General features: G+C 28.6%; 24 protein-coding genes and 1 other annotated feature. Of the genes, 5 read left to right on the top strand and 19 right to left on the bottom strand.

Going from position 1 to position 26,158, the window contains the following annotated elements:
* Positions 1–20 precede the first annotated feature (20 nt).
* Positions 21–851: a hypothetical protein gene (locus tag Fi14EGH31_RS02850; RefSeq protein WP_117480806.1), complete on the bottom strand. Its 831-nt coding sequence runs from the start codon at positions 849–851 to the stop codon at positions 21–23.
* A gap of 24 nt (positions 852–875) precedes the next feature.
* Positions 876–1,343, bottom strand: a complete 468-nt coding sequence (gene spx / locus Fi14EGH31_RS02845) for a transcriptional regulator Spx (protein WP_022001087.1) — start codon at positions 1,341–1,343, stop codon at positions 876–878.
* A gap of 98 nt (positions 1,344–1,441) precedes the next feature.
* Positions 1,442–1,642 (top strand) — a binding site (T-box leader).
* A 33-nt stretch (positions 1,643–1,675) separates the two neighbouring features.
* Here spx and trpS point away from each other — a divergent pair.
* On the top strand, positions 1,676–2,671 hold the full coding sequence (gene trpS, locus Fi14EGH31_RS02840; protein WP_117480807.1) for a tryptophan--tRNA ligase: 996 nt from the start codon (positions 1,676–1,678) through the stop codon (positions 2,669–2,671).
* Between the two features lie 7 nt (positions 2,672–2,678).
* Here the strand turns inward: trpS and Fi14EGH31_RS02835 are convergent, their stop codons facing one another.
* The gene (locus Fi14EGH31_RS02835; protein ID WP_032089489.1) at positions 2,679–3,263 is read right to left on the bottom strand and encodes a hypothetical protein; all 585 of its coding nucleotides are present in this window, start codon (positions 3,261–3,263) and stop codon (positions 2,679–2,681) included.
* Between the two features lie 101 nt (positions 3,264–3,364).
* Here Fi14EGH31_RS02835 and Fi14EGH31_RS02830 point away from each other — a divergent pair, with 101 nt between their 5' ends.
* Positions 3,365–4,207 carry an undecaprenyl-diphosphate phosphatase gene (locus tag Fi14EGH31_RS02830; protein WP_107030467.1) on the top strand — a complete coding sequence of 281 codons (843 nt, stop codon included), beginning with the start codon at positions 3,365–3,367 and terminating at the stop codon, positions 4,205–4,207.
* Positions 4,208–4,248: 41 nt separating this feature from the next.
* On the opposite strand, the gene Fi14EGH31_RS02825 is transcribed toward Fi14EGH31_RS02830, so the two are convergent.
* Positions 4,249–4,623 carry a RidA family protein gene (locus Fi14EGH31_RS02825; protein WP_022000733.1) on the bottom strand — a complete coding sequence of 125 codons (375 nt, stop codon included), beginning with the start codon at positions 4,621–4,623 and terminating at the stop codon, positions 4,249–4,251.
* A 108-nt stretch (positions 4,624–4,731) separates the two neighbouring features.
* Here Fi14EGH31_RS02825 and Fi14EGH31_RS02820 point away from each other — a divergent pair, with 108 nt between their 5' ends.
* Together Fi14EGH31_RS02820 and Fi14EGH31_RS02815 are read left to right on the top strand one after the other, a co-directional pair.
* Positions 4,732–5,988 (top strand): patatin-like phospholipase family protein, encoded by a 1,257-nt coding sequence (locus Fi14EGH31_RS02820; RefSeq protein WP_022000734.1) that lies wholly within the window; start codon positions 4,732–4,734, stop codon positions 5,986–5,988.
* 60 nt (positions 5,989–6,048) lie between these two features.
* The gene (locus tag Fi14EGH31_RS02815) at positions 6,049–6,834 is read left to right on the top strand and encodes a polysaccharide deacetylase family protein (protein WP_022000735.1); all 786 of its coding nucleotides are present in this window, start codon (positions 6,049–6,051) and stop codon (positions 6,832–6,834) included.
* Positions 6,835–6,865: 31 nt separating this feature from the next.
* Here Fi14EGH31_RS02815 and Fi14EGH31_RS02810 read toward each other — a convergent pair whose 3' ends face one another.
* From Fi14EGH31_RS02810 to Fi14EGH31_RS02760, 12 genes are all read right to left on the bottom strand, one after another.
* Positions 6,866–7,765 (bottom strand): Rpn family recombination-promoting nuclease/putative transposase, encoded by a 900-nt coding sequence (locus Fi14EGH31_RS02810; protein ID WP_117865121.1) that lies wholly within the window; start codon positions 7,763–7,765, stop codon positions 6,866–6,868.
* A 250-nt stretch (positions 7,766–8,015) separates the two neighbouring features.
* Positions 8,016–9,176, bottom strand: coding sequence for a phosphoglycerate dehydrogenase (locus Fi14EGH31_RS02805; RefSeq protein WP_022000940.1), 1,161 nt, complete (start codon positions 9,174–9,176; stop codon positions 8,016–8,018).
* A gap of 10 nt (positions 9,177–9,186) precedes the next feature.
* A complete protein-coding gene (gene serC, locus Fi14EGH31_RS02800; protein ID WP_107030472.1) occupies positions 9,187–10,272 on the bottom strand; it encodes a 3-phosphoserine/phosphohydroxythreonine transaminase in 1,086 nt (361 codons plus the stop codon).
* A 137-nt stretch (positions 10,273–10,409) separates the two neighbouring features.
* Positions 10,410–11,186: a hypothetical protein gene (locus Fi14EGH31_RS02795; RefSeq protein WP_118748902.1), complete on the bottom strand. Its 777-nt coding sequence runs from the start codon at positions 11,184–11,186 to the stop codon at positions 10,410–10,412.
* 53 nt (positions 11,187–11,239) lie between these two features.
* Positions 11,240–11,779, bottom strand: coding sequence for a DNA-3-methyladenine glycosylase I (locus tag Fi14EGH31_RS02790; protein ID WP_032089481.1), 540 nt, complete (start codon positions 11,777–11,779; stop codon positions 11,240–11,242).
* Entirely contained in the window at positions 11,772–12,530 is a 759-nt protein-coding gene (locus Fi14EGH31_RS02785; RefSeq protein ID WP_200765112.1) for a ChbG/HpnK family deacetylase, read from the bottom strand. The genes Fi14EGH31_RS02790 and Fi14EGH31_RS02785 overlap by 8 nt, the downstream gene beginning before the upstream one ends.
* Entirely contained in the window at positions 12,508–13,272 is a 765-nt protein-coding gene (locus Fi14EGH31_RS02780; RefSeq protein ID WP_117347474.1) for an SseB family protein, read from the bottom strand. Before Fi14EGH31_RS02780 ends, Fi14EGH31_RS02785 begins: the two co-directional genes overlap by 23 nt.
* A 42-nt stretch (positions 13,273–13,314) precedes the next feature.
* Positions 13,315–14,331, bottom strand: coding sequence for an A/G-specific adenine glycosylase (mutY, locus tag Fi14EGH31_RS02775; protein WP_022000946.1), 1,017 nt, complete (start codon positions 14,329–14,331; stop codon positions 13,315–13,317).
* A 162-nt stretch (positions 14,332–14,493) separates the two neighbouring features.
* Positions 14,494–14,727 carry a hypothetical protein gene (locus Fi14EGH31_RS02770; protein ID WP_117783067.1) on the bottom strand — a complete coding sequence of 78 codons (234 nt, stop codon included), beginning with the start codon at positions 14,725–14,727 and terminating at the stop codon, positions 14,494–14,496.
* On the bottom strand, positions 14,728–15,357 hold the full coding sequence (locus tag Fi14EGH31_RS02765; RefSeq protein WP_195933323.1) for a hypothetical protein: 630 nt from the start codon (positions 15,355–15,357) through the stop codon (positions 14,728–14,730).
* Positions 15,358–15,631: 274 nt separating this feature from the next.
* Positions 15,632–16,129, bottom strand: coding sequence for a polysaccharide biosynthesis protein (locus tag Fi14EGH31_RS15515; protein WP_230312815.1), 498 nt, complete (start codon positions 16,127–16,129; stop codon positions 15,632–15,634).
* Entirely contained in the window at positions 16,059–17,228 is a 1,170-nt protein-coding gene (locus tag Fi14EGH31_RS02760) for a polysaccharide biosynthesis protein (protein WP_233544756.1), read from the bottom strand. The genes Fi14EGH31_RS15515 and Fi14EGH31_RS02760 overlap by 71 nt, the downstream gene beginning before the upstream one ends.
* Before the next feature lie 544 nt (positions 17,229–17,772).
* Here Fi14EGH31_RS02760 and Fi14EGH31_RS02755 point away from each other — a divergent pair.
* Positions 17,773–18,459: a tyrosine-protein phosphatase gene (locus Fi14EGH31_RS02755; protein WP_200765111.1), complete on the top strand. Its 687-nt coding sequence runs from the start codon at positions 17,773–17,775 to the stop codon at positions 18,457–18,459.
* Positions 18,460–18,691: 232 nt separating this feature from the next.
* On the opposite strand, the gene Fi14EGH31_RS02750 is transcribed toward Fi14EGH31_RS02755, so the two are convergent.
* The 3 genes from Fi14EGH31_RS02750 to Fi14EGH31_RS02740 form a co-directional block, all read right to left on the bottom strand.
* Complete coding sequence (locus Fi14EGH31_RS02750) at positions 18,692–22,801, bottom strand: family 16 glycosylhydrolase (RefSeq protein WP_200765110.1); 4,110 nt, start codon at positions 22,799–22,801, stop codon at positions 18,692–18,694.
* A gap of 231 nt (positions 22,802–23,032) precedes the next feature.
* Positions 23,033–24,466: a 6-phospho-beta-glucosidase gene (locus Fi14EGH31_RS02745; protein WP_118347820.1), complete on the bottom strand. Its 1,434-nt coding sequence runs from the start codon at positions 24,464–24,466 to the stop codon at positions 23,033–23,035.
* Between the two features lie 216 nt (positions 24,467–24,682).
* The gene (locus Fi14EGH31_RS02740) at positions 24,683–26,155 is read right to left on the bottom strand and encodes a glutamate synthase subunit beta (RefSeq protein ID WP_195933320.1); all 1,473 of its coding nucleotides are present in this window, start codon (positions 26,153–26,155) and stop codon (positions 24,683–24,685) included.
* Between the last annotated feature and the right edge of the window lie 3 nt (positions 26,156–26,158).

Below are 26,158 nucleotides of genomic sequence, written 5' to 3'. Positions count from 1 at the left end.
AAATACCCCTTCTTTTTATACTAGTAATAATAATGATAACGATTTTTCTTTTTTAAAAAAGCATTTACAATTAATAAAATAATACCAACAAAGAAATAACTTGCTCCACAAATATACATATATCTAATAGATGTTAATTGAATGGTCATTGTAGAAGAAGCCATTGCTGTTAATCCTAAAATTATCGCAAAAGAAATCAAGAATGTCATAATTCCACAAACCATATAACTTACTGATAAACATTTTGTAATCAATCTATCTTGATATGAAATAAAAATAAGATAGGCTGTAGAAATAACTAATAAAATAGCACTCACAATAATATGTGTAGAATTTTTAAAGCTATATACTTTCTTTACGATCTTATATGTTTCTCCAGATTGTTCCATCGTATTTTCTACTCGACTTAATACTTTATCTTGTAAACCTTGTAAATCCATTTGATTGATAGCTTGATCATAAAGTGTTGTAAACGTTTCTTCATTTATTGAAGGATTCAAAATAGAATATACCTCATCTTTTTTATCTTCTAAAACTTGCTTTAATAAAGTTTCATCTAGAGTAGATGATTGATTATTTAAAACAGTATCAATATATTCATTAACAAGTTCTTGCGTTTTTTCATCTTGTTGTAAAGAAGAAACAAGTGCTTGACTTTGGCTTTCATCCATATTCATCATACTTAAAACATTTTGACAAGTATCTTCTAAAGCATTTGTTACAGCCGTTGATTTAACAACTGTTGGTACCATATCATTAATAATCAAATGATTCATAAATAATGAAATTGCTAGATAAAAACATGAACAAATTAAAATAAGTGTCATTATAACTTTTAATATTTTTTTCATATTGTCTCCTAAAAAAGAATCAATCTAATGGCTTGATTCCTTTTCTCTATCCCTTTCATATTCTTTTTTAAAATTCAAACAATCTTTATTGCTGAATTGTGGACAACGATCCATATCATGACATTCAGCTAACTTTCTAAGTTCTTTAGGAATAAAGACTCTTATTTCTTCAGCATTGTAACCAACTTGAAATCTTCTTTCATCAATCATAATTGGTCTTTTTAAAACTGATGGATTTTCCTGTATAAACTTAATTAAATCATTGATTTTCATTGAATCAATGTCAATATCATTTTCTTTAATAATTTTGCTTCTTTTGGAAATAATATCATCCGTACCATTTTCACTACGTTCTAATAATTCTCGAAGTTCTGATTCTTTTAATAAAGTAGAAAAAATATTCTTTTCTACATAAGGTATTTGATTTTCATTTAACCAAGATTTTACTTTTCTACAAGAAGCACAACTTGGGGCGGTATATATACGTATCATACAATCACTCCTTTGTAAATAATTATACAACAATTTTAAACTTTGTATATCTTTTTTTAAATATCTTGATTTTTATAGATGAGCTCATTATAATGTTTTTAAAGACTTTGAAGGAACATAAGTAAATTATATTAAATGTTATAGAAAGCTTATGGTTGATGGAAATAAGCCATTGATATAATAGAAATTGGGGTTCTGGAGTTACAAAAGGCACAAGTCTTTTGTCGCTAATCGCGTTAAAATCAAGAGCGTATATTTTATACGAATTAAGGTGGTACCGCGTTTATAACGTCCTTTTTTAAGGACGTTTTTTATTTTAAGGAGGAAAATTTATGAAAAGAATGTTGAGTGGCATCAAGCCAACAGGAAGAGTAACTTTAGGAAATTATATAGGAGCTATCAAACCTTTTGTTTCTTATCAAGATGAATATGAAATGATTGTTTTTGTTGCTAACTTACACAGTATGACAATTTATCAAGAACCAAAGGATTTAAGAAAAAATACAAAAGATTTGATTTCTTTATATTTAGCAGCTGGATTAGATCCTAAAAAAGTCACATTATTTTTACAATCTGATGTTTTAGAACATGCTCAACTTGGTTGGTATTTAGGATGTATGGTGTCAATGGGTGAATTATCACGTATGACTCAATATAAAGATAAAGCAAGCAAACTTAAAAAAGATGAATCTATTGGAGCTGGTATTTTTAATTATCCGTCATTAATGAATGCTGATATTTTAATTTATGATCCAGATTATGTACCAGTTGGTGAAGATCAAAAACAACATTGTGAACTTGCTAGAGATATTGCTGAAAGATTTAATAATCGTTATAGTGAAACTTTCAAATTACCTGAACCACTTGTTCCAAAAGTAGGTGGACGTATTATGGACTTACAAAATCCTACAAAGAAAATGTCTAAATCTGATGAAACAGGTAAAGGATGTATTTATATTTTAGATGATATTAATGTTTCTAAAAAGAAAATCATGTCTGCTATCACTGATAGTGATAACGCTATTTACTATGATGTTAAAAATAAACCTGGTATTTCAAACTTACTTACTATTTATTCTATTTTAAGTGGTGAATCTATTGATGCACTTGTAGAACGTTATCAAGGTGTTGGTTATGGTCAATTTAAAAAAGATCTAGCTGAAGTTGTAGGTAATGAATTACAAAAAATCCATGATAAATATAATGAAATCAATCAAGGTAACTATATCGATACAATTTTAAATGAAGGTGCTGATAAAGCACGTTATATGGCAAGAAAAAAACTTGCGAAAGTTGAAAGAAAAATAGGAATTACAATTAAGAAATAAGTATTGCTTATTTCTTTTTGTATTCCTTTTTAGTAAATTCATAGAATAGGATTTCATGTATAAATGTATAGCCCTTAGCTATTTTATTTTTTAAATGATTATATTTTTGGATACTTTGTGCATCTTCGATATTTAACTGTCTACATAACATCAAAAAATCATCATAATTTTCCATATAAAGTTCATCAATTCTTTGTTCAATAAATTGCTTTTTTAACCTTTCCTCTCTCGTTAGACCATATTCTTTCATTTCTCCTTCATCATACATTTGATAATGAATATTAGACAGTTCTAAAGCAGCAATCTTTTTATTCATTTTATCACGATCACAAAAATCAAAAACACTTCGATAGCAAAGCTTTCCTTGATCATCTGTTTCAATCGCTAAAGCATAATGACCATCTCCTATTGCAAATACTTTTTGACACAACTTTTGATCAAAAATGTGTAAACATCCATAAATAAAATCATGGAGTGTTTTTTGATCTACTTTAAAACATGAAAGTGTTGAAATGATTTCGATATCATCACCATTTGACCATTCATATGGCTCTAATAGTTCTTCATCTTCTTTAACCCAATTAACAATCATTTTCTTCCTCCTTTTTCTTTATTATATGTCATCTCCATTAAAAAAATGTTTTTGTATATTTTTATAATATTTTCATATATAATGGGTGACGAGGTGAAATTATGAGTTTAATTAAAGATATTATTGTCTATGCAATCTTAGGTGCTATTCAAGGTTTTAGTGAACCTATTCCTATCTCAAGTAGTGGACATTTAGTTTTATTCCAAAGTATTTTTGAAAAACTTGGTTTAATGGTTCCACAAATGAATGATGTTACTTTTGAAGTTATTGTTAATACTGGTTCGCTCATTGCTATCATGTTTTATTATCGCCAAGATATTATTCGTTTAATCAAATCCTTTTTCGGGTATATTGCTAAACCTCAAGAAAGAGATGAACTATTACCTGATTTTAGATTTTGTATGTTATTAATTGTTGCTACAATTCCTGCAGCAATTGGTGGTGTTCTTTTTAATGATTATATTGAACATGCTTTCTCTAATCCTAAATTAGTAGGTTGTTGTTTACTTTTAACTTCTTGTTTTTTAATGCTTATTCACAAATTTGGATATAAAGGAAAAAGAACAACAAAAAACATGAATTTATGGGATGCATTAAGAATGGGATTTTTCCAATTACTTGCTTTACTTCCTGGGGTTTCTCGTAGTGGATCAACACTTACTGGTGGAATGCTTGGTGGTCTTGATCAAAAAGCAGCAAGAGATTTCTCTTTCTTTATGTTTATGCCGGTAAGCTTTGGCGCAATTATTTTAAAACTTAAACATTTTTTAACAAGTTCAACTGTCGCTGCATTATGGCTTCCATATTTAATCAGCTTTATTGTCAGTGGAATCGTTACTTATTTAGCACTTAATTTATTGTTTAGTATTTTAAATAAAAGAAAATTGAATTATTTTTCTTACTATTGTTTTATAGTAGGAATTATTGCAATTCTTTTCTTATAATATACAAAAAAGAGATTTCAAAAAAGAAATCTCTTTTTTAATTATTTTTTAGCGATAACTTCTACTTCAATTAAAGCTCCTTTAGGAAGTTTAGCAACTTCTACAGCAGATCTTGCTGGATAAGGTTCTACAAAGTATTCAGCATAAATACCATTTACTGTTGTAAAATCATCCATGTTATCTAAAAAGACAGTTGTTTTAACAACATTTGAAAATGATAATCCTTGGCTATCTAATAATCCTTTCACATTTTTTAAAGCTTGATGAGCTTGTGCTTCGATTCCTTCTGGCATTTCACCTGTACTTGGTACTAGAGGAATTTGTCCTGAGAAAAAATACATATCCCCTACTTGTATTCCTTGACTGTATGGACCAATAGCTCCTGGAGCTTGATCTGTTTTCACTACATTTTTCATTTTTTAATCCTCCTTGCCATATAATTATAACAAACTCTTCATATATTAAAATGATAAAGTTGTATTTTTTTTATGAAAAAGTATAATTATTGAAAAGGATGTGTTTTTATGAAATATGGATTAGTTTTATCAGGTGGCGGTTCTAAAGGAGCTTATGAATCAGGATGCATGAAAGCGTTACAAGAATTAGGATATCATTTTGATATTGTTACTGGTACGTCTATTGGTGCTTTAAATGGGCTACTTGTAGCTCAAGAAGATTATCAAAAGCTTTATGAATTATGGGATACTTTATCATTAGAAAAGGTTTTAAAGCATCCTATTCAATTTGATTTTTCAATTGAAAATCTAATGAACAATTCTTCTAACATAGGTCCTTTTTTAAAGTCCTATCTTGATAAAAAAGGTGCTGATATTGAACCACTTGTTCAATTAATCAAAGGTCTTTATAATGGCAAAAAAGCGAAAAGTTCACCTATCAAATATGGTTTATGCACTGTTGCTTTTCCTTCTATGAAACCATTAGAAATCACAGTAGATGATATGAGCGAAGATAACATTGTAGAATATGCTATTGCTTCAGCCTCATGTTTTCCTGCATTTCCTATTCATTATATAGATAAGCAAGGATATATTGATGGCGGATATTATGATAATTTACCTATCTCTCTTGCTTTAAAAATGGGAGCACAAAAAATTATTGCAATTGAACTCAATCAAGAAGCGACCCATCCCTATTTATTACATCGTGAAAATATCACTTTTATTAGACCGTCTAAGCATTTAGGTGGCTTTCTTGATTTTAATCGAGAGCTATTGGATCAAAGAATACGCTTAGGTTATCTTGATACTTTAAAAACATTTAAAAAATTAAAAGGGCATCGTTTTGCTTTTTATCCTGAAGAAAATATTCAAGAAATAGCTTTATCTTTTCATAATCAAATTTTAAACTATGAAAATCAATACAATCATCATTTACTTACAATTTCTGATGAAACACCTATTCTTGATTTATTAAAAGAAAATACGTATTTAGATTACTTAAAATTAGAAGATTATTTTATCTTAGGTTTAGAACTTTATATGAGTGAACATGATTACGATGATTTAAAGGTTTATCATTTTAAAGATATTATTCAAAACATCAAAAATCAAATTAAACCTGATTTAAGAGAAATAGAAAGAATTGATTTTAAAAATATCGCCCAATCTTTTAAGGATCTCACAAATCATCAAATTCTTAAAAATTACTTATCTTATTTTATAAATAAAAAAGAAGAACACTTAAATTATGAAAATCTTTTCTTAAAAGAATTTGTCCTAGCGATGTTTATTACTTGTGTCTTAAGCTATGAAGTCTCATAGCTTTTTTTGACATCAGTGCTGTTTTTCTATAAACTAGTACTGATAGAAAGTTGGAATATTATGAAAAATATATTAAAAGTCATTTTATGTGTTCTTGTTTGTTACATAGCAATCGGACTTGGCTGGATGACAAAAGACATCATTATTCATGAAAACGGTAAAGATGGAATTGCTATCTTAGGATACCATGGTGTCGTAAGTGAACAAGAAAAAAAAGAAAACTATGCATCAAATCCTTATTTTATGTCTATAAGTGAATTTGAAAAACAAATGAAATATTTAGCGGATAATAATTATCAATGCCTATCCATGGAAGATGTTGAAGCCTATTATCATGGAAAAAAAGAAGTATCTAAAAAAGCTGTATGTTTAACTTTTGATGATGGATATAAAAACTTTAACACTATTGTTAAACCTATTATAAAAAAATATAATTTGCAAGCTACAAACTTTGTCATTGGTTATAAAACAAAAACCAATAACCTACTTTACTTACAAACAAATGATTTGAAAAATGATCAATATGTTGAATACTACAGTCATTCTTATGATATGCACCATATTGGCCATTTACCCTATAAAAAGAAAATAGAAACCATGACAACAAATGAAATAAAAAGAGACTTTGAAAAAAACAAAGGCCTTGTTTCAACAGATTACTTTGCCTTTCCATATGGTGTCAGTTGTCAAAATGCGCAAGATTATCTCAAATCAAGTTCTGTTAAACTAGCCTTTAGTTACAATCAAAATAGACATATGACACGCAATGATAAACAATATTTGCTTCCACGTTATCTTATGTTTTCTAATATGCCCTTCCCCCTATTTAAATGGTGGATAGAATAAAAGAACTATACGAATAAATCGTATAGCTCTTTTAATTGATAATTTTTAAAACATCTTCTTCACTATTGATGTTAAAGATATTTAATATAAGAACATTTAATTTTTCTAGCGATGTATTTGTGAGTTGTTTTTCTAAAGGACTTGATAAAGTTCCTAATTTCACTTTAAGCAGTTCTTTTAAAGTATTGAGTTTTCCTTTTTCAATTCCTTGATTTTCAAATCTTTGAAATAATTGATCCATTGCCTTACACATATTGATTTCATCTCCTTCTGGTAAATCTTCTCTTCTAATATTTGTACGTGTAAATGTTGCCGCCATCATGAAGCTTTCTGTTTCAATTTTACGATTTTCTCTTAATCCTTCATAACTTCCTGCAAACATACTTTGACTGATTTCTACGACATCTCTTAATCTTCGATTCGTAAGCTTTCTTGCATCCATTGTTTTAAGGTCGATAACAGGTAGTCTCCAATCATTGATATAAGGTTCCATCTCTGATGGTATACTTTTCAATGTTTCTTTTAATGTTTCTGGCAACTTCCATTCTTCATCTCCCGTATAGAACACAAAGCTTCCTACTGGATAGACTTCTTTTTTACTTTCAACTTGATTGATATAAGTCGTTGCATCATAGTTGAGTATGCGAAAAATCATATTTTTATCAAAAGTACTTTGATGTTCAACTCCGATAATCACATAATCTCCATGAATACTTGCTTTTCTTACCACATCTCGATATCTTTTGATCTCTGTTGGATCATCTACATTTCCTATCAAGGTCGACAGATCATTTTCTCTAGAAACAAGTTCTTCTGGTTTAATGACCTGTCTTCCTTGAAAAAAAGCATAATTACAGAGATCGGCAAAACATTCCTCGTCTCTTAATAACTGTTTACAGGTTGTATCACTTGCATTTCTTATTTGCCTCATTTTTTTACCTCCTTACATGAGTGTTTTATAGTTAGCCATCATCGCTTTTTATCTCTTTTTTAATATTGATGTAAGGAGCTTTCTTAATTTAATTGTGTTTAAAGATAATTCGTCTCAAATTTGTCTCTTATTTGTTTCACATTTGTCTCATTTCTATTATCATTTTATCTTTCTATTTTCCTCCTTTCAATGGACAAATAGTCCAAAAAAAGAAGTCCCTTAGGACTTCTTGAAATACCTTTATCAAGTTTTATTTAATCACTCTTACATTAATAATTCCTTTAGCTGCTTCGATACGTTCAATAATATCTTGACGTACATCATCATTTGTATCAATTAATGTATAAGCATAATCCCCACGAGAACGGTTCACCATATTTTCTATATTTAAGTTGTGATCAGCAAATAATTTAGAAATACGTGCCAAAATATTTGGCATATTTTTATTGGTAATACATAGTCTTACTTTTGATTCTCTTGGTTGATTAACAGCTGGGAAATTCACAGAATTTTTAATATTTCCATTTTCTAAGAAATCTTTTAATTCTTGAACCGCCATTTTCGCACAGTTATCTTCACTTTCAGGAGTAGAAGCTCCTAAGTGAGGTAATACAATAATATTATCTTTTCCAATTAATTCTTGTGAAGCAAAATCAGTTATATATTTACTTAATTTACCTGATTCAACCGCTTCTAATAAATCCTCGTTTACAACTAAATCCCCTCTAGCAAAGTTCAATAAACGTGCTCCGTCTTTCATTAATGCAAACTTTTCTTTATTTAACATACCCTTTGTATCTTTAGTACTTGGTACATGGACAGTAATATAGTCACATGTTTTAAATATTTCATCCATATCTTTTGCTTGACGTACATGTTTTGATAAAGCCCAAGCAGAATTGACAGACATAAATGGATCATATCCATAAACTTCCATTCCTAGTTTATTAGCTGCATTTGCAACTAAAACTCCAATAGCACCTAGACCAATGACCCCTAATTTTTTACCTTCGATTTCAGGCCCTACAAAGTTTGACTTTCCTTTTTCTGCTGTCTTTCCTACATTTTCATCATCCTTTAAAGTATTGACCCATTCAATACTTTCAACGATCTTACGACTTGATAAAAATAAAGCACATAAAACAAGTTCTTTTACCGCATTCGCATTTGCCCCCGGTGTATTAAAAACAACAATTCCTTTTTCTGAACATTTTTCAACAGGAATGTTATTGACCCCCGCACCAGCTCTCGCAATCGCTTTAACATTTTTTGTAAATTCATATTCATGTAAAGATGCACTTCTAAGTAAAATAGCATCTTCATTTTCTAACGTTTCCCCATATTCATAATCTTCATTAAAATAATCCAATCCTACTGAAGATATTTTATTCATCAATTTAACCTTATACATACTTGACTCCTTATCGATTATTTTCTTCAAATTCTTTCATAAATGCGACAAGTTTTTCAACACCTTCATATGGCATTGCATTGTAAATAGAAGCACGAATTCCCCCTACAGAACGATGACCTTTTAAATTTGTCATGCCTGCTTCGATACTTTCTTTAACAAACTTCGCATCTAAATCTTTATTTGGTGTTGTAAAAGTCACATTCATAAGTGATCTATTTTCTTTATCACTATGTGCTTTATAGAAAGTCGATTGATCTAAATAGTCATAAACTAATTTAGCTTTCTTTTCATTTCTTTCTTTCATAACTTCTAATCCACCTAAAGAATCAATCCATTCAAGAACAAGTCCTAAAACATAAATTGCATAAGCTGGTGGTGTGTTATACATTGAATCATTTTTGATCATCAATTTATAATCTAATAAAACAGGTGTTGTTTGGGCAACATCTTGAAGTAAATCTTCACGAATAATTGCTACTCCTAATCCAGCAATTCCCATGTTCTTTTGAGCACCCGCATAAATCATCCCATATTTACTTACATCTACTGGTTTTGATAAAATATTAGATGACATATCCGCAATAATTGGTACGCCATTTGTTTCAGGAACATATTTCCATTCTGTTCCATAAATTGTGTTATTGGCACAGATGTGTAAGTAAGATGCATCTTTAGATAAATCTAATTCATCTTGTGTTGGAATATGTTTAAAATCATAGCTACTACCATCATAAACAATATGAATATCCCCATATTTTTTTGCTTCTGCAGCTGCTTTTTTACTAAAAGCACCTGTAATCGCATAATCAGCTTTCCCATTCTTTAAAAGATTTAAAGGAACCATTGAAAATTGTTGAGTTGCTCCCCCTTGAATAAAAACAATTTTATAATTGTCAGGAACATTCATCACTTTCTTTAATAATCCTTTCGTTTTTTCAAAGATATCTAAGTAGGAAGAGGATCTATGACTCATCTCCATTACAGACATACCACTGCCTTCATAATTCAACATTTGTTTTGCTGCTTTTTCAAGTACAGCAACAGGCAACATTGAAGGACCTGCTGAGAAATTGTAAACTCTTTTTTCGGTCATATATAAAACCTTCCTTTCTTATTTGTATTGCTAACATTATATTGTATACAATTTTGTTTGTCTAGCGAAATTGTATAAAATCATACAATTTATAATTTATTATCAAAGAGATAAAAAATTATAAACAAAAAGACAGATTACTCTGCCTTATATATATGCCAAACAAAAAGAATCATGCCAATCATTAAAGATACCATTGCCACAATCAAATAAGAATCAATACTTATAGATGAAATAGGAATATTTAACATCTTAATATAAAAAGATTTTGATATTTCAATTAATCCTATCATCATATAATCAATCAAGCCTTTTACTAAAAGAACTATTGAAAAAACCAAAGAAAAACCTGATTTATTTAAATTATATAATCTAAAAAAACATAACAATATCCACAATAAAATAATTATTCTAAAAAATATTGATTGCATAATCGAATAAATAAAAACAAAGATTTTTGAAAAATAACTTAACTTATTTTTCATACGATGAATCATTTTATTCCAAAACTGATTTTGTTTTAAAATATTCATAATTTGTTTTTCTTTAATAGATATATTCAATTCATCTTTGATCATTTTTTTACATGATGTAGAAAATTTTTGTAATTCTTTTTGATCTAATTTTATTTTATTTTTATTGGTATTTCGCATAGATTGATCAAAAGCATATCTATTTAATTGATAAAGAGCATCACTCTTTTTTATTTTATTTTGTAACTGATTTATTTGTTGAAAATTTGCATCTGTTTCTTCGTCTATAATTAAATCAATAATTTGATTGACAATAAGTGAATTAATATAATTATCACTGATTGTCTTTACACAAATTGTTTGAAATGTCATGGAAACCGTTAGTAGACACATTAAAACGACAACAACAATACAAGTTTTTAATTGTCTCTTTTTTTGCATTAAACTCACCTTATTTTTATTATACCTAATAATACAAAAAAAGAAACTGTTCTTTAAAGATGTAAAAAACAATTTCTATCATGATGATTATAAATCCCAATTGCTTCTAAATAAGAATAGATTGTAATACTTCCTACAAATGACATGCCTTTTTTCTTTAAATCCTTAGAAATTTGATCTGATAACGTACTCGTTGTTTCATTCTCTTTTTTTTCATAAATAATTTTATCATTTGTATAAGCCCATAAATATTTAGAAAAAGAACCATATTCTTTCTGTATTTCAATAAATATTTGTGCATTTTTAACTGCCGCTTTAATTTTTCTAGAATTACGAATGATTTTTGGATTATTCATTAACTCATTTATTTTGCAATCATCATACATTGCTATTTTATTAACATCAAATTGATCAAAAGCCTCTTTAAAAGCTTCTCTTTTATGTAAAATAGTGATCCAAGAAAGCCCTGCTTGAAATGTTTCTAATAAAAACATTTCATACAATTTTTGATCATCATAAACAGGTTTTCCCCATTCATGATCATGATAATCAATATAAAGAGGATCATCATTGACCCATGAACATCTATGCATTTTTAACCTTTCTAAAATCAGTTAATTCAATTTGATACTCTTTAAGCCAATCTTTTAACCATGATGAACATAGAAAATCACATTCCATTGCCCTAATAAGCGTAAAAGATGAATGTGTTAGAATATATTGATCTAAATACCCTGGATGGAAAACCATCACGGATACATCATGATTTCTAATAAATTCTAAACTGTTTTCAATATATTCTTTTGGATCATAAAGCATTTGTTCATTAAGCTTGGCCATTGCAATACCATAAATATTATTTTCTTTTTCAAACTCTTGATCAAATAAAACATTTTCATAAAAAAGACCATATTTTTTAGCCACATTTCTTAAAGCTATAAAAAAGTTTTGTGAAATAACAGCATGACATTCAAAATAATCAGGATCATTTCCAGTGATTTCTTTAAAACGTAAATATTGTGCTTCAATTTCCATCTCAGCTTCTTCAATAACTACTGTATCTTCTTTTCTACTTCTAATTTCTCTTGATGAACAAAATTCACCATTTTCTTGAACTAAAGATGGTATAAGCTTAGGATCAGTCAAGGGTCTTCCCGCACAAATATTTGTATGTTGCCCTAAAGCAATATCAAAATCTTTTACAAGTTCATACCCATGGTTTGCATGTTCCATATTTGTCATCATCCCAACACTTGTAATAACACCCTCTTTAACTGCTTTATAAATTCCTAAATTGACTGCTTCACTAAATCCTAAATCATCAGCTCTCATAATCAATTTCATACTTTTGTCTCCTTTTCCTATCTTTAAGATAACTTTTAGCTTTCGCATATGTTTTTATATTTTTTTCTTTAATTGTTCTAATATGTTGAATAACATCTTTATTTAAAACAATACTTCTTTCTTTATGATAAGGATTAATGATAATTCCATCAAGTTTATCTTGATTTAAACACATTCTAGAATAATCATCAAAACTATAAACTGAACCTTTTTTATTTTTACATTTTTGATCTTTATTCATTTCTAGTTGACTTGTATAAATTGGATAATATTTTTTATCATTTATTTGATAAATAGGAAAATCTTGATAATCAAATACAGCTAAAAAATAAGCTCTTGTCGCAAGTTGTTCAAATAAAATATCTAAATAATCATAGTGTTGACGATTAACTTGATCTAATAAAAATTGAAGATAAGGATTATAAACTTCTTCTCTTGAAGTTGCTAAATGATTATTTTTATTCGTAAAGATATACCCTTGATCTATTTCTTCTTGAAAACGTTGATCAATCAATAATGCATAATAATTTTGCTTAGAATCTACTTCTATCCATTCTTGAATCTCTACTTTTTCTTCATAACCATAAGGACCTATCAAAAATAAAGAATCTAATTTTTGTATAATTCCATCAACTATTCCTAAAACAAACAATTCACCATTTTTATGTTTATAAATTCCTTCAACACAAAAAGAAAAGTACTCCTCTTTTTCAATTTTACTTTCTTTCTTAAATAATTTCATAGCATCACACCCTTTAACTATTATATTTATTTTATTTGTATTTTACATGAACTTTAGATACGCTTTTAAAACTTTTAAATGGGCAGTTGATAAAGGTAAAGCCTCTATTTCCTCTAAAGTATACATTCCTTCTATTTCATGTTCTAAAACAAAATGATAAACATGCATAAACCATGTACGATGACTAAAAACATGTTTAATATCTTTAATATGTGCTTGAATTATTAAATCTTGATGATACTTTTCTTGAAAAGAAGAAACAAAACTATAGGGACTTTCAACATCATATTGTACAAAACCATAAAAATTTTCTAATAATCCTCCTGGTGGATTTTGAATAAGTAAATATTTATCTTGATAAGTGATGATTCCTGTAATATAACTTATCTCTTGTTTTTTTATTTTTTTTATATTAATAGGTAAAACATCCGTTTGTTTATTTTTAAAAGCTAAACATTCTTTTTGAATCGGACAACGAGAACAAAGTGGATGGACAGGTTTACAAATCGTTGCTCCTAAATCCATCATTCCTTGATTAAAAGCAGAAGCATCTTGATTTAAAATCAATTCTTGAACTATTTGATAGATTTTCTTTTGTACTTTTGTTTCTGCTATATTTTCTTTAAGCAAATAATAACGACTGATAATTCTTAAAACATTGCCATCTACAGCTGGAACTTGTTTTCCATAAGCAATTGAACTAATAGCACCGGCAGTATATTCTCCAATTCCTTTTAAAGATAAAATATCATTATATTCATAAGGAAATTTCCCTTGATATTTTTCAACAATTATTTGAGCACTTTCATGTAAATGCTTCGCACGTCGATAATATCCTAAACCTTCCCACATTTTATAGACTTCTTCTAAAGAAGCACTGGCAAGTGCTTCAATTGTAGAAAAGTTTTCTAGAAAACGCTCATAATAAGGGATAACTGTTTCTGTCGTTGTTTGTTGTAACATAATTTCACTGATCCAAATATGATATGGATCTTGGTCTTTTCTCCAAGGAAAGTCTCTTTTATTTTGTTGATACCATTGTATTAATTGTTTTTGCATTCTTTTCACCTTTATTTATTTTAAAGGATATTATTTCTTTTGAAAAGAAAAATATGGCTTTCGCCATATTTAAAGTAACATTAATAATGTTCCACCAACAAGAATCAAAAATCCAATTAATAATTTCTTATTTAATTTTAATAAAAGACCACCTTTCTCATACTAAGCAGACAAAAATTGTTTTTCATAAGCAAGTACAGAATTTGTTATTTGTTTAAAAGTAACAGGTGTTGACATACTAATATACTTTTTCACTTTATCCATAATTCTTTTACCTGAATATCGATGATTTATTCTCCATTCTTGTTCGGATAAGAATAATGGTAAATCACGTTTTTTAACTAATCTATATAAGTGATTGATATTTGATTGAATATTTCCTATAAAAGTATTCAATCACTTTAATTTATGATTTTCCTTTGTATAATCTACAACACTGTTTTCTAACTGTGCTAATTTATTTAAGCAAAAAAATGCTTTATCTCTATCACAGTTGATTACTATAGTTGGGTCAAACAAACATTTTTCTTTGAGATATTCTTCGATAGGTTCACCTTTATAGTTCGGTAAAGTATGAAGCTTAACATATTGGGGATAGTTGTTATCTTCTAAAGTAGACAATATTAAAAGCGTTGGTTGCTTATTTTCAGAGTCTTTCCCACGTTTTCCTTTATGATGTCCACCAATTTCAAGAATATCGATTTCATAAAATGAGCTTTGTAAAATCTTAGAATTATTACTTTCAGCCATCAAGATTCTACATTTTTTACTAAATTTACGTGCAGTTTTCACATTAGCATCCACGTAATTAGCCAATTGATTTCCATTAACTCCATTATTGGAATTAAAGAAAACATATAAGCCAATAAGAATTTTAAGCAAAGATAGATTAGAATCCTGAAAAATAGTATTAGCTAATAAAGAATGTTGATGTCCACATTTTTTACAAATGAGGAGATAGCCATTCTTAACATTCTTTCTTTTGACTAAGTAATAATCATGACAATCACATTTATCGCAAGACAAGCCAGTAGGCCATTTTAAATTCAAAAAGAAATTAATTTGTCGATCTTCTTGACCAAATTGATTAATAAAGTCAATTAAAGAAATTTTTTTAGGTTTTACAGTACTCTAGTTATATCCTCAACTTTCTATTTTGATTACAAATATATTGTAGAACAAAATAGTAAATGAAGCTGCTTATTTAACTCTTTTAACGCCTAAATACTGTAGTTATTAGAAAAGTGGTCTTTTATTTAATATTTTAATATACAAAAAAATCTAACATTTGATTGTTAGATTATTTGATACCGTGTGTTGTATTTTCATCATAATGATATGTATCAACCATTTGATGAACTTCTTTTCTAATATTACTATCTTCATCATAAGCCACTTGATAAAGATGATCTAATTGATCAAAGAAATCATGAGATAACTCAATAGGTTTACCAACATGAATCATCTTATTAGGTGTTGTTTGCATACCTTCTTCTTTCATCAACATTTCTTCATATAACTTTTCACCAGGTCTTAGACCGATAAATTTAATTTCAATATCTACATCTGGCTCTAATCCCGATAATTTAATTAAGTTTTTAGCCATATCTAAAATCTTAACAGGTTTTCCCATATCTAAGACAAAGATTTCCCCACCATGAGCATACGCTCCTGCTTGCAATACAAGCGAAACAGCTTCAGGAATCGTCATAAAATAACGAATAATATCAGGATGAGTAATAGTAATTGGCCCTCCGTTTTGAATTTGTTTTTTTAAATAATGGAATAACTGATCCATTAGATCCTAATACATTTCCAAAACGTACAGCTACAAATTCTGTTTTTGATTTCTTATCAAATGATTGAACAATCATTTCACATAATCTTTTTGAAGCACCCATAATATTGGTTGGGTTAACAGCTTTATCTGTTGAAATTAAAATAAACTTTTTAACTCCATATTGATCTGCAGCTTTAGCAACATTTAAAGTTCCAAAAACATTATTTTTAATTGCTTCATGTGGTGCATCTTCCATTAAAGGTACATGCTTATGAGCTGCTGCATGATAAACAATATCTGGATGGTAATAAGCAAATAAATCATTGATCTTATTTTGATCTCTAACAGAAGCAATCATTGTTTCTAAATTTAATTTAGGATATTTACGTTGTAATTCTAATTGAATATCATAAGCATTATTTTCATAAATATCTACAATAATTAATTGTTTAGGATGACTCTTAGCAATTTGTCGACATAACTCACTACCAATAGATCCTCCACCACCAGTAACCATGACAACTTTATCTTGAACATATCCCATAATTTCTTCTAAGTTTACTTTAATAGGATCTCTTCCAAGTAAATCTTGAACTTCTACATCTTTTAATTTTTCTAAAGTAATTTCATCATTTAAGAATTGATAAATACCAGGTAATTTTTTTAATTTACATTTAGTTTCTTTACAAATATTTAAAATTTCAGAAACTTCTTTATCATCAATAGAAGGTAAAGCAATATAAATTTCATCTACATGATATTTTTCAGCTTGTTGCAAGATTTCATTTTTTCCTCCAACAACAGGTACATTATGGATTCTTCTTCCTTTTTTAGATAAATCATCATCAATAAAACATACCACTTCTTTATTGATTTTTGGTGTAACTAATGTTTCTCTTAAAATCTTTTCACCAGCTGAACCAGCACCAATAATCATGACACGACTTTCTATATGTTCTCCTCTACCTAATAAATGGTGTCTAGTAGCATATAATCTTAAAAAACGATATCCAAATCTAGCTCCACCAACAAGCATAAGCAAGATAAGTAAATAAAGGAACACCGTACTAATAGGTGGTGTCACCGGACAAATCGTACATAAAATACAATAAAAAATCGTACTTAAAACTGATGCTATAATAACATTTAATAATTCATTGACAGAAGCATATCTCCATAAACTGTCATATAATCTTAATAAGACAAAAAAGATTAAGCTACTTACAATTAAACCACTTAATAAATAATAAGAATATCGTAAAAAGCTTAATTCTATATGACCATTATAAGCAATAATAGATGATAAAAAGAAAGCAATAATGACACTTAAAATATCAAAAGCAACTAAGCAAGTTTTTTCTTATTAAAATCTGACTTCTTTTTTTTGTCATAAAATTTCCTTCCTTAATTTTTGACATTTTTATTTTCGCTTTCTAAGCAGAATAATAAAACATTAACTATAGTCATTATAATGTCCAAAATAAAAATAACAATAATTATTTTGTTCTTTTTACTAAACGACATTATTTGACACTCAACGACACTATCATTCATTTTTTTGTATTCAAATACTACCATATCAATATTCTTAATACAATTCATTTCTATTGATTTTTCAAACTAATTGATAGATAATATCAATTAGTATTGGAGGAGATTTCATGTCTTTTATTGATATACATGGTCATTATGCTTGGAATATTGATGATGGTATGCCATCTTATGAAGATGCAAGAAAAGCTTTAGAGCTTGCTAGAGAAAATAGAATAAGTGCAATCGTTGCTACACCACATGTAACTCCTGGTGTTCATACTAAAGATGATATTCATGATTTTATTCAAAGAATTGATGATTTAAGAATGCTAGCAACTGAATATAATATTGATATATTAGATGGCTGTGAATTATTTCTTAATCATGATTATCAAAAAGCTCTAGATCAAAATCTTTTTATTCCTATCGAAAACACACAATATGTATTAGTAGAATTTGATGTACGAAAAGAAATAGGAAATGAACAAGAAATAGAAGAAAGATTATATGATGTACAATTTAAAGGTTATACTCCTATTATTGCTCATGTTGAAAGATATTTTAAAAATGGACTAGATATTGAAAGAGTAAATGGTTTTATTGAAAGTGGTTGTATTATTCAAGTAAATACTTCAAGCTTTTTAGGATATCATGGTAAACAAGCTAAAAAAATAGCTTTTCAACTATTAGATGAAGGCTTGATCCATGTAATTGCTACAGATACGCATCGAGCTACTGGTTCTCGAAAACCTTGTTTAAATAAAATATTTTATTTACTTGAAAAAAATATAATTATCATGCTATTCATACTTTAATGTCAGAAAATCCTTTACATATTTTAAAAAATGAATGGTTAGAACCGGTCTATGCAAGAGAATCATTTTTTAAAAAATTAGCTAAAAAACTTAAATCTAAATAATTCAAAAGGAGTCAACAAAGACTCCTTTTATTTATTCCTATAAAAACTTAAAAAGTAAGCGTCAATTTATAAGCATAGAATAAAAGAAGTTTAACAACTTTTATTGTTTAAACTTCTTTTGTAATTTATTAAAATACTTTTTTCTTTTTTAAGATAATAATTGCTAGTAATGATACCAAACATCCGATTGTAAGTAATTCAACTGGTGTTTGATCACCTGTTTTTGTACTCTTTTGAGTTGTATTTTTGACAACAGTCGTCGTAACATTATTTGTTTTATTGTTTGCATCATCTTTTTTATCAGTCGTTGGTTTTTGATTTGTATTGTCGTCTTTAGAATTATCTACTGTAAATGTTGTTTCAACATTTCCTAATGTAGAAGTAATTTTAATAGTATATTCTCCATTATCTAATGTTTTTAAATATTCTTCACTTAAAATAATGTTTACTTTGTTAGAAACATTTTCAATTGTATAGTATTTTGTATCTAATTCTTTACCATTAACAAATACTTTTAAAACATTTTCTTTAGAAACATTCATTGTAATTTTCAATGGTTTTGAATCTTTAACATCATATTTACTATTTTCACCAGCAATAATTTGTGCTCTTTCTTGAACATTAATTAAAGCTGTTCCAACTTTACCATCAATTTCTGAATATTTAACACTTACTTCTTTTGTATCTTTTGTGATTTTTTCTTTTGGATTTTCAAATACCCAACCTTCAGGTAATTTAATTGTATCTAATGTATCACCAACGAAACCATTTAATTCTAATCCAGATTTTTCTAAATCTTTTTCGAAAACTCTTTCTTCAACTGTAAGTAAAACTTCTCTTCTTGTTCTTGCCTTTGTTGTATTTCCTTTTTCATATACTGTGTAATATAAATTATATGTTCCTGGTTTTAATGATTTTAAGGCTTCTTGATCATCTTTACCTGTACATAATAGTGATACATGTGTATTTTCACCAACATTTGTGAACATTGGTTCATCATTAATAGAGTAATCAACTACAGTTCCTTCATCAACAGTAATACCTGCTAATAAATCTGGCATGTCTCCTTCTGTCATCGTAACATCTTTTTCACCACTAATTTTATAAGCATTTGCATAGAAAGTATCCGCATCTTTTTGTTGTTGTTCATTTCTAGCATAGCGAACATAATCTACTTCAAATTTTGTTCCTGCTAAGTTTTCACCTGCAGCACCAGGCCAAGCTCCACCTAAAGCCAAATTAAATTCAATATATTGCGGTCTATCGATACATTCTAAAGCTCTTTGATCATCACTATAATCAACTGTTCTTACAATTTGATCATCTACATACCATTCAATTTTTCCTTTTGACCAATTGATTCCAAAAACATGATAATCATCATTAAAGATACCACTTGGTAATGTATAACAAGTACCATGTCCAGCATACTTTCCATCATCTTCACCATTAGTACCATAATGAAGTGTTTGATAAACTTGTTTATTACCATTAACCCCACCAGCAGTTCCATTACCAATTAATTCCATGATATCTATTTCACCACTATCGGGCCATCCAATACCTTGAGCAATGTTACCATCTAAATGAAAATCAGAACCTAAGGTCCAAAACGCTGGGAATACTGCTTGTCCCTTAGGTAATTTAGCTTTCATTTCAATTCTTCCATATAAGAATTCTTGTTTACCATGAGTTCTTACACTTCCTGAATCATAGATAACTTTTCTCGTAGTATCTCCTTGTGTTACATCATATTGATCTTCTGTTTTTCTATTTGTTGCTTTAATAACTAAATTTCCATCTTCAAGATAAACATTATCTTTGCTATTTGTATAATGTTGTTGTTCTAAACCTCTTATATGACCTAATTCATAACCCCAATTCTTTTTATCTAATTCACTTTCATTAAATTCATCAGCCCATACAAGATTATAATTTTCATCTTCATTTGTCACTTCTGTTAAAGAAACATTATCAACAAATACTTTTCCTTTGTATGTAGCATCACTTGTTGATTCAGTCCATTTCATAAAACAAACTGTTAAATCAGTAGAATTTTTACCATTAAAAATACTTTCTTGGTCTCCTGTATCGATATCTAATTCAATATCTTGATATTGTCCTTTATTTTCTTCTGTACATTTTACTGTAATTTCATTGTTATTTACAAGATATTGTGCATTCTTTTTTAAGTTGACAAACATTGTTTGTCCTACTTCTGTTAATTGCACTTTTGCCTTTAGTTTATATTTTGTATTTTTCTTTAAATTAACTATTTGATAAATATTAGCATTTCCATTATTTTCTGGTAAAAAACCACACCAGCTTCCTTCATATGAACATCCTGGCCATTTTGTAAATCTTGCATTTGTGACTTGCCATGATGTACGACTATTTATTTCATAGCCAGATGAAGGATTTGTTCCATTTTCAAAAGAACCATTTTTAATAAGTTCTCGATCTAATTCAATTAAATCTTGTTTACCATTAGGTAAAACAGTAAGTATAACTGCTCTTCTTGTTGATGGTTTTGTAGAATCAGTACTACTTCTAGCTGTATAGTATAAGTTATATTTACCCGGTTTTAATTTCTTTAAACTTTGTTTATCATTTTTACCTGAACAAACTAAATCAACAGAAGTAAGTCCACCTTTTGATTTAAATGAATATTCATTATCAATTGAATAATCTAAAATACTATCCTGATCAGAAGTCACACCTTCTAATAAATTAGGTGTTTCACCTTCTGTCATTGTCACATCATGTTCACCATTGATTTTGATTGCATTTTCATAGTATTCCTTAGAATCTGCTTTTTGTTGAGCATTTTGACCATAATAAACATAATCAATTTCATATTTTTGCCCTGCAAGATTATCTCCAGCATCTCCAGCCCAGTTTCCACCAGTTGCTAGATTCATTTGAATATATTGTGGTCTGTTAAAACATCTTTTATATTCTTCATTATTGCTATAATCAATAGATCCTACAATTTTATTATCAACATAAAATTCCATTTTATTTTTAGACCAATTAAGACCAAAAATATGATAATCATCATTAAAGATGCCTTTTGGTAATGTATATGTTGAAATAGATTTTGAATGATCTACATCTGCAGCTGAACCAGCATGTAAAGTTTGATAAACTTTCTTATTGCTTTTTCCATTTAAGTCTTCATTTTCTGCACCAATCATTTCCATGATATCGATTTCACCGCAAACTGGCCACGAAGCACCTTGTTCACTGCTAATTCTACCATCTAACGTAAAATCTGAACCTAATGTCCAAAAAGCAGGGAAAGCACCTTTTCCTTTAGGAAGTTTTGCTTTCATTTCAATTCTTCCATATAAAAATTCTCTTTTCCCATGAGTTCTAATACTTCCTGAATTATAAATAACTTGTCTATTGCCTCTAGGATTTTTATATTGATCTTCTTTATCTCTATTAGTTACTTGTAAAACTAATTGTCCATCTTTTACATAAACATTTTCTGGATCATTTACATAATGTTCTTGTTCAACACCTCTTATTGAACCTAATTCATAATCCCAATTTGAAGTATCTAATTGACCTTTATTAAAATCATCAGCCCAAACCATTTCATATTGATCATCTTCTGAAGCATTGCTTACTTCTTTAACGGATACATCATCGATCCACACTTCTTCTTGAATAATATCTTGGTTACCATTTTCTTCTGTCCATTTAATAAAAGCAATAGATCCAGAAGTATTATCACCTGAATTAAAAGTATATTCTATATCTTGATATTGACCTGCTTTATCTTCTGATGAAGAAATCGTCGTTTCAATCTTTTTTCCATTATTATCTTTTAATCCTGCACTTAATTGACCATTTTTTACTGCTAAAAATACTTGACCTTTCGCATTAGAAATTTTTACTTTTCCTTTAACAACATAATCTGTATTTTTCTTAAAACTTACTACTTGATAAACTGCTGCATTATTAGAATTTGATGATAACTTTCCATAATAATTTCCATCACTTTCTCCAAATGTACCTGTTCCTGTTTTTTTCCATGAACCACCATTATTATCAAACCCACCATTTGTAATTAAATCACTTTTACGTTCTAATTCGATTAAATCATGTTCATGTGCAACACCTGTTTCTTGACTTGGTGTTTCAGCAAAGATTGTTGCTGAATACGAACTAAGCATTGACATTGATGTCAATACGGATAAAACAACTTTACTTATTTTTTTGTTTTTCATAAAATTTTCCCTTTCTCTTGTTGTTACCGCTTCCATTAGAGTATTATCGCATAATTTTAGTAAAAGTCAATCTATTATTTATTATTTATAACTATTTTTTACTAAAATAAATTCTAATGGGCTATTTTATAAAATTTTATATCAAATAAGTTCGATTGTTCTTTAATAAATACATTATATTTTTATTATCTTTTAGTAAAAAAAGAACTCCCGTTTGGAAGTTCCTCTATATTATAATTCTTCACCATTAGAAGCAATAACTTTCTTATACCAATCATAAGAATCTTTTTTGCTTCTTTCTAATGTTCCATTACCTTCATTATCTCTATCTACATAGATAAATCCGTAACGTTTTTTCATTTCACCTGTTGTAAATGAAACACAGTCAATACATCCCCAAGGAGTATATCCCATTAAATCAACACCATCTTCTTCAACAGCTTTTTTCATTTCTTCGATATGAGCTCTTAAGTAATCAATACGATATGGATCATGACAAGAACCATCTTCTTCTTTAACATCAATTGCTCCAAAACCATTTTCTACAATAAATAATGGTTTTTCATATCTTTCATAGAACATATTTAATGCATATCTTAATCCTTCTGGATCAATAGCCCATCCCCAATCTGATTCTTTAATATATGGGTTTTTAACTGAATGTTCACTTGAACCATCTGTTGATTTTGAAACATCTTTTGTGACTGTTGAATCTACAACATTTGTCATATAATAACTAAATCCAATATAATCAACAGTACCTTCAGCTAATGCTTTTTTATCTTCTTCAGTGATATCAATATTGAATCCTTTTCTTTCAAACATTTTTAAAGCATAAGCAGGATAATGTCCACGGCATTGTACATCGCAGAAAAAGAAACGATCATGCATTTGTTGTTGTGCTAATACTTGATCAGCTGGACGACAACTAAATGGATAAATTGGAACCATAGAAATCATATTTCCAATTTTGAAATCAGGATTGATTTCTTTACCAATTTTAACAGCTTTAGCTGAAGCTACTAATGTATGATGTCCACAGATATACATTGCTTCTTCTGGATTATCATAGTTTCCAAAATGAGCTCCACTGTTTGTCCAACCAAAGATATCATTTTTAAAGTTCATTTGGTTATTAATTTCATTGAAAGTCATCCAATATTTAACTTTATTTTTATATCTTTTGAAACATACTTCTGCAAATTTAACAAAGAAATCAATTGTTTTACGGTTCATAAATCCACCGTATTCTTTAGCTAAATGATAAGGCATTTCAAAATGTGATAATGTAATAACAGGTTCAATACCATATTTTAATAATTCATCAAAAACATCATCATAGAATTGTAATCCTTCTTCATTAGGTTCTTCTTCATCCCCTAATGGGAAAATTCTTGTCCATGCAATTGATGTTCTAAAACATTTAAATCCCATATCCGCAAACATAGCGATATCTTCTTTATAATGTCCATAAAAATCAATTCCTACATGATTAGGATAATATTTACCTTCTACCACACCATCAGTGATTTCTCTAGGTACTCCATGTGCTCCTGCTGTCATAACATCCGCTACAGAATATCCTTTAGAAGTATTTAATACTCCTCCTTCAAATTGGTGAGCAGCTAACGCTCCACCCCATAAAAAGTCTTTTTGTAAAGCCATATACTACCTCCGTCTTCTTTTTTATCATTATACCATAAGGTTATAAATCTATAAAATATTCTCTTATCATTTAAACTAACATTTACAAAAATCAGCTTATAAAAGTAATCATTGTAAATAATATTTACAAAAAAAGCCAGAGAATATTCTCTAACTTTTAGCCCTCGAGAATATCCCAAGGTTTTCTATCAATGATTGTGAGTATATTTTGATATCCTATAAATTAGAATACCCCATTAAATCTTCATCAACTGCACGTGCCACTTCACGTCCTTCTCTAATTGCCCAAACAACTAAAGATTGACCTCTACGCATATCACCAGCAACATACAATTGTTTTTGATTTGTTTGGTAATTTTCATCTGCCACATTTCCTCTTGGTGTAAGTTTTACATCAAAAGCTTTAGCAACATAATCTTCGCAGCCTACAAATCCTGCAGCAATTAAAACAATATCTGCATCTAATGTTTTTTCGCTTCCTTTAACAGGAACCATTTGCATGCGACCTTCTACTTGTTTTGATTCAAGTGAGACAATAACAACTTGTTTTACATTTCCTTTATCATCTTTAATAAACTCTTTAACAGTTGTTTGATAAAGACGAGGATCATGTCCAAAGACAGCAATAGATTCATTTTGTCCATAATCTGTCTTTTTCACACGTGGCCATTCAGGCCATGGATTTGAATCCAAACGTTCATGAGGTGGTTCTGGCATCATTTCTAATTGAATAACTGCTTTACATCCTAAACGAATAGCTGAACCAACACAATCATTACCAGTATCTCCACCACCAATAACAAGTACATTTTTACCTTTTGTTTCAACAAAAGTTTGATCTTCTAATTGACTATTAAGTAATGATTTAGTAATTCCAGTTAAATAATCAACAGCAAAGTAAATACCTTTAGCATCTCTCCCTGGTGCTTTAATATCTCTAGCTTTTTTACTACCACAAGCAAGAATAACACGATCAAATTCTTTATATAATTGTTGAACTTGTTTTTTATTTTCAATACCGGCATCTGTTTTAAAAACAACACCTTCTTCTTCCATTAATTCAATACGACGATCAATAATATGTTTTTCAAGTTTCATGTTAGGAATACCATACATTAATAGCCCTCCTAAACGATCTTCTCTTTCAAAGACTGTTACTTGATAACCTCTTTTATTTAATTGATCGGCTGCTGCAAGTCCTGAAGGACCTGACCCAATAATTGCTATTTTTTTATCAATACGATGTTTAGGTGGATGGGGTTGCATCCAATTGGAAGCATAAGCTGTTTCAATAATTGCATTTTCATTTTCTCTTACGGTAACGGGATTTCCATTTAATCCACAAGTACATGCTGCTTCACATAAAGCAGGACATACTCTTGATGTGAATTCTGGAAAATTATTTGTTTTTAAAAGTCTTTTTAAAGCGGCTTTATAATTTTTATGGAAAATTAAATCATTCCATTCAGGTATCAAGTTGTTTAGTGGACAACCTGATACCATTCCTTGAATCATTTTTCCATTTTGACAGAAAGGAACACCACAATCCATGCATCGTGCTCCTTGGCATGATTGTTCATCTCTAGATAATGGTTTATGAAATTCATTAAAGTTCTTAATACGTTTTAATGGTTCAACTTCTGTTGATACTTGTCTTTCTATTTCTAAAAATCCTGTTGGCTTTCCCATAAT

Source organism: Faecalibacillus intestinalis (assembly GCF_015097455.1).
GTDB classification, from domain to species: domain Bacteria; phylum Bacillota_I; class Bacilli_A; order Erysipelotrichales; family Coprobacillaceae; genus Faecalibacillus; species Faecalibacillus intestinalis.
Note: the sequence above shows the minus strand (reverse complement) of the source record. Positions and strands in the feature narration are given on the sequence as shown.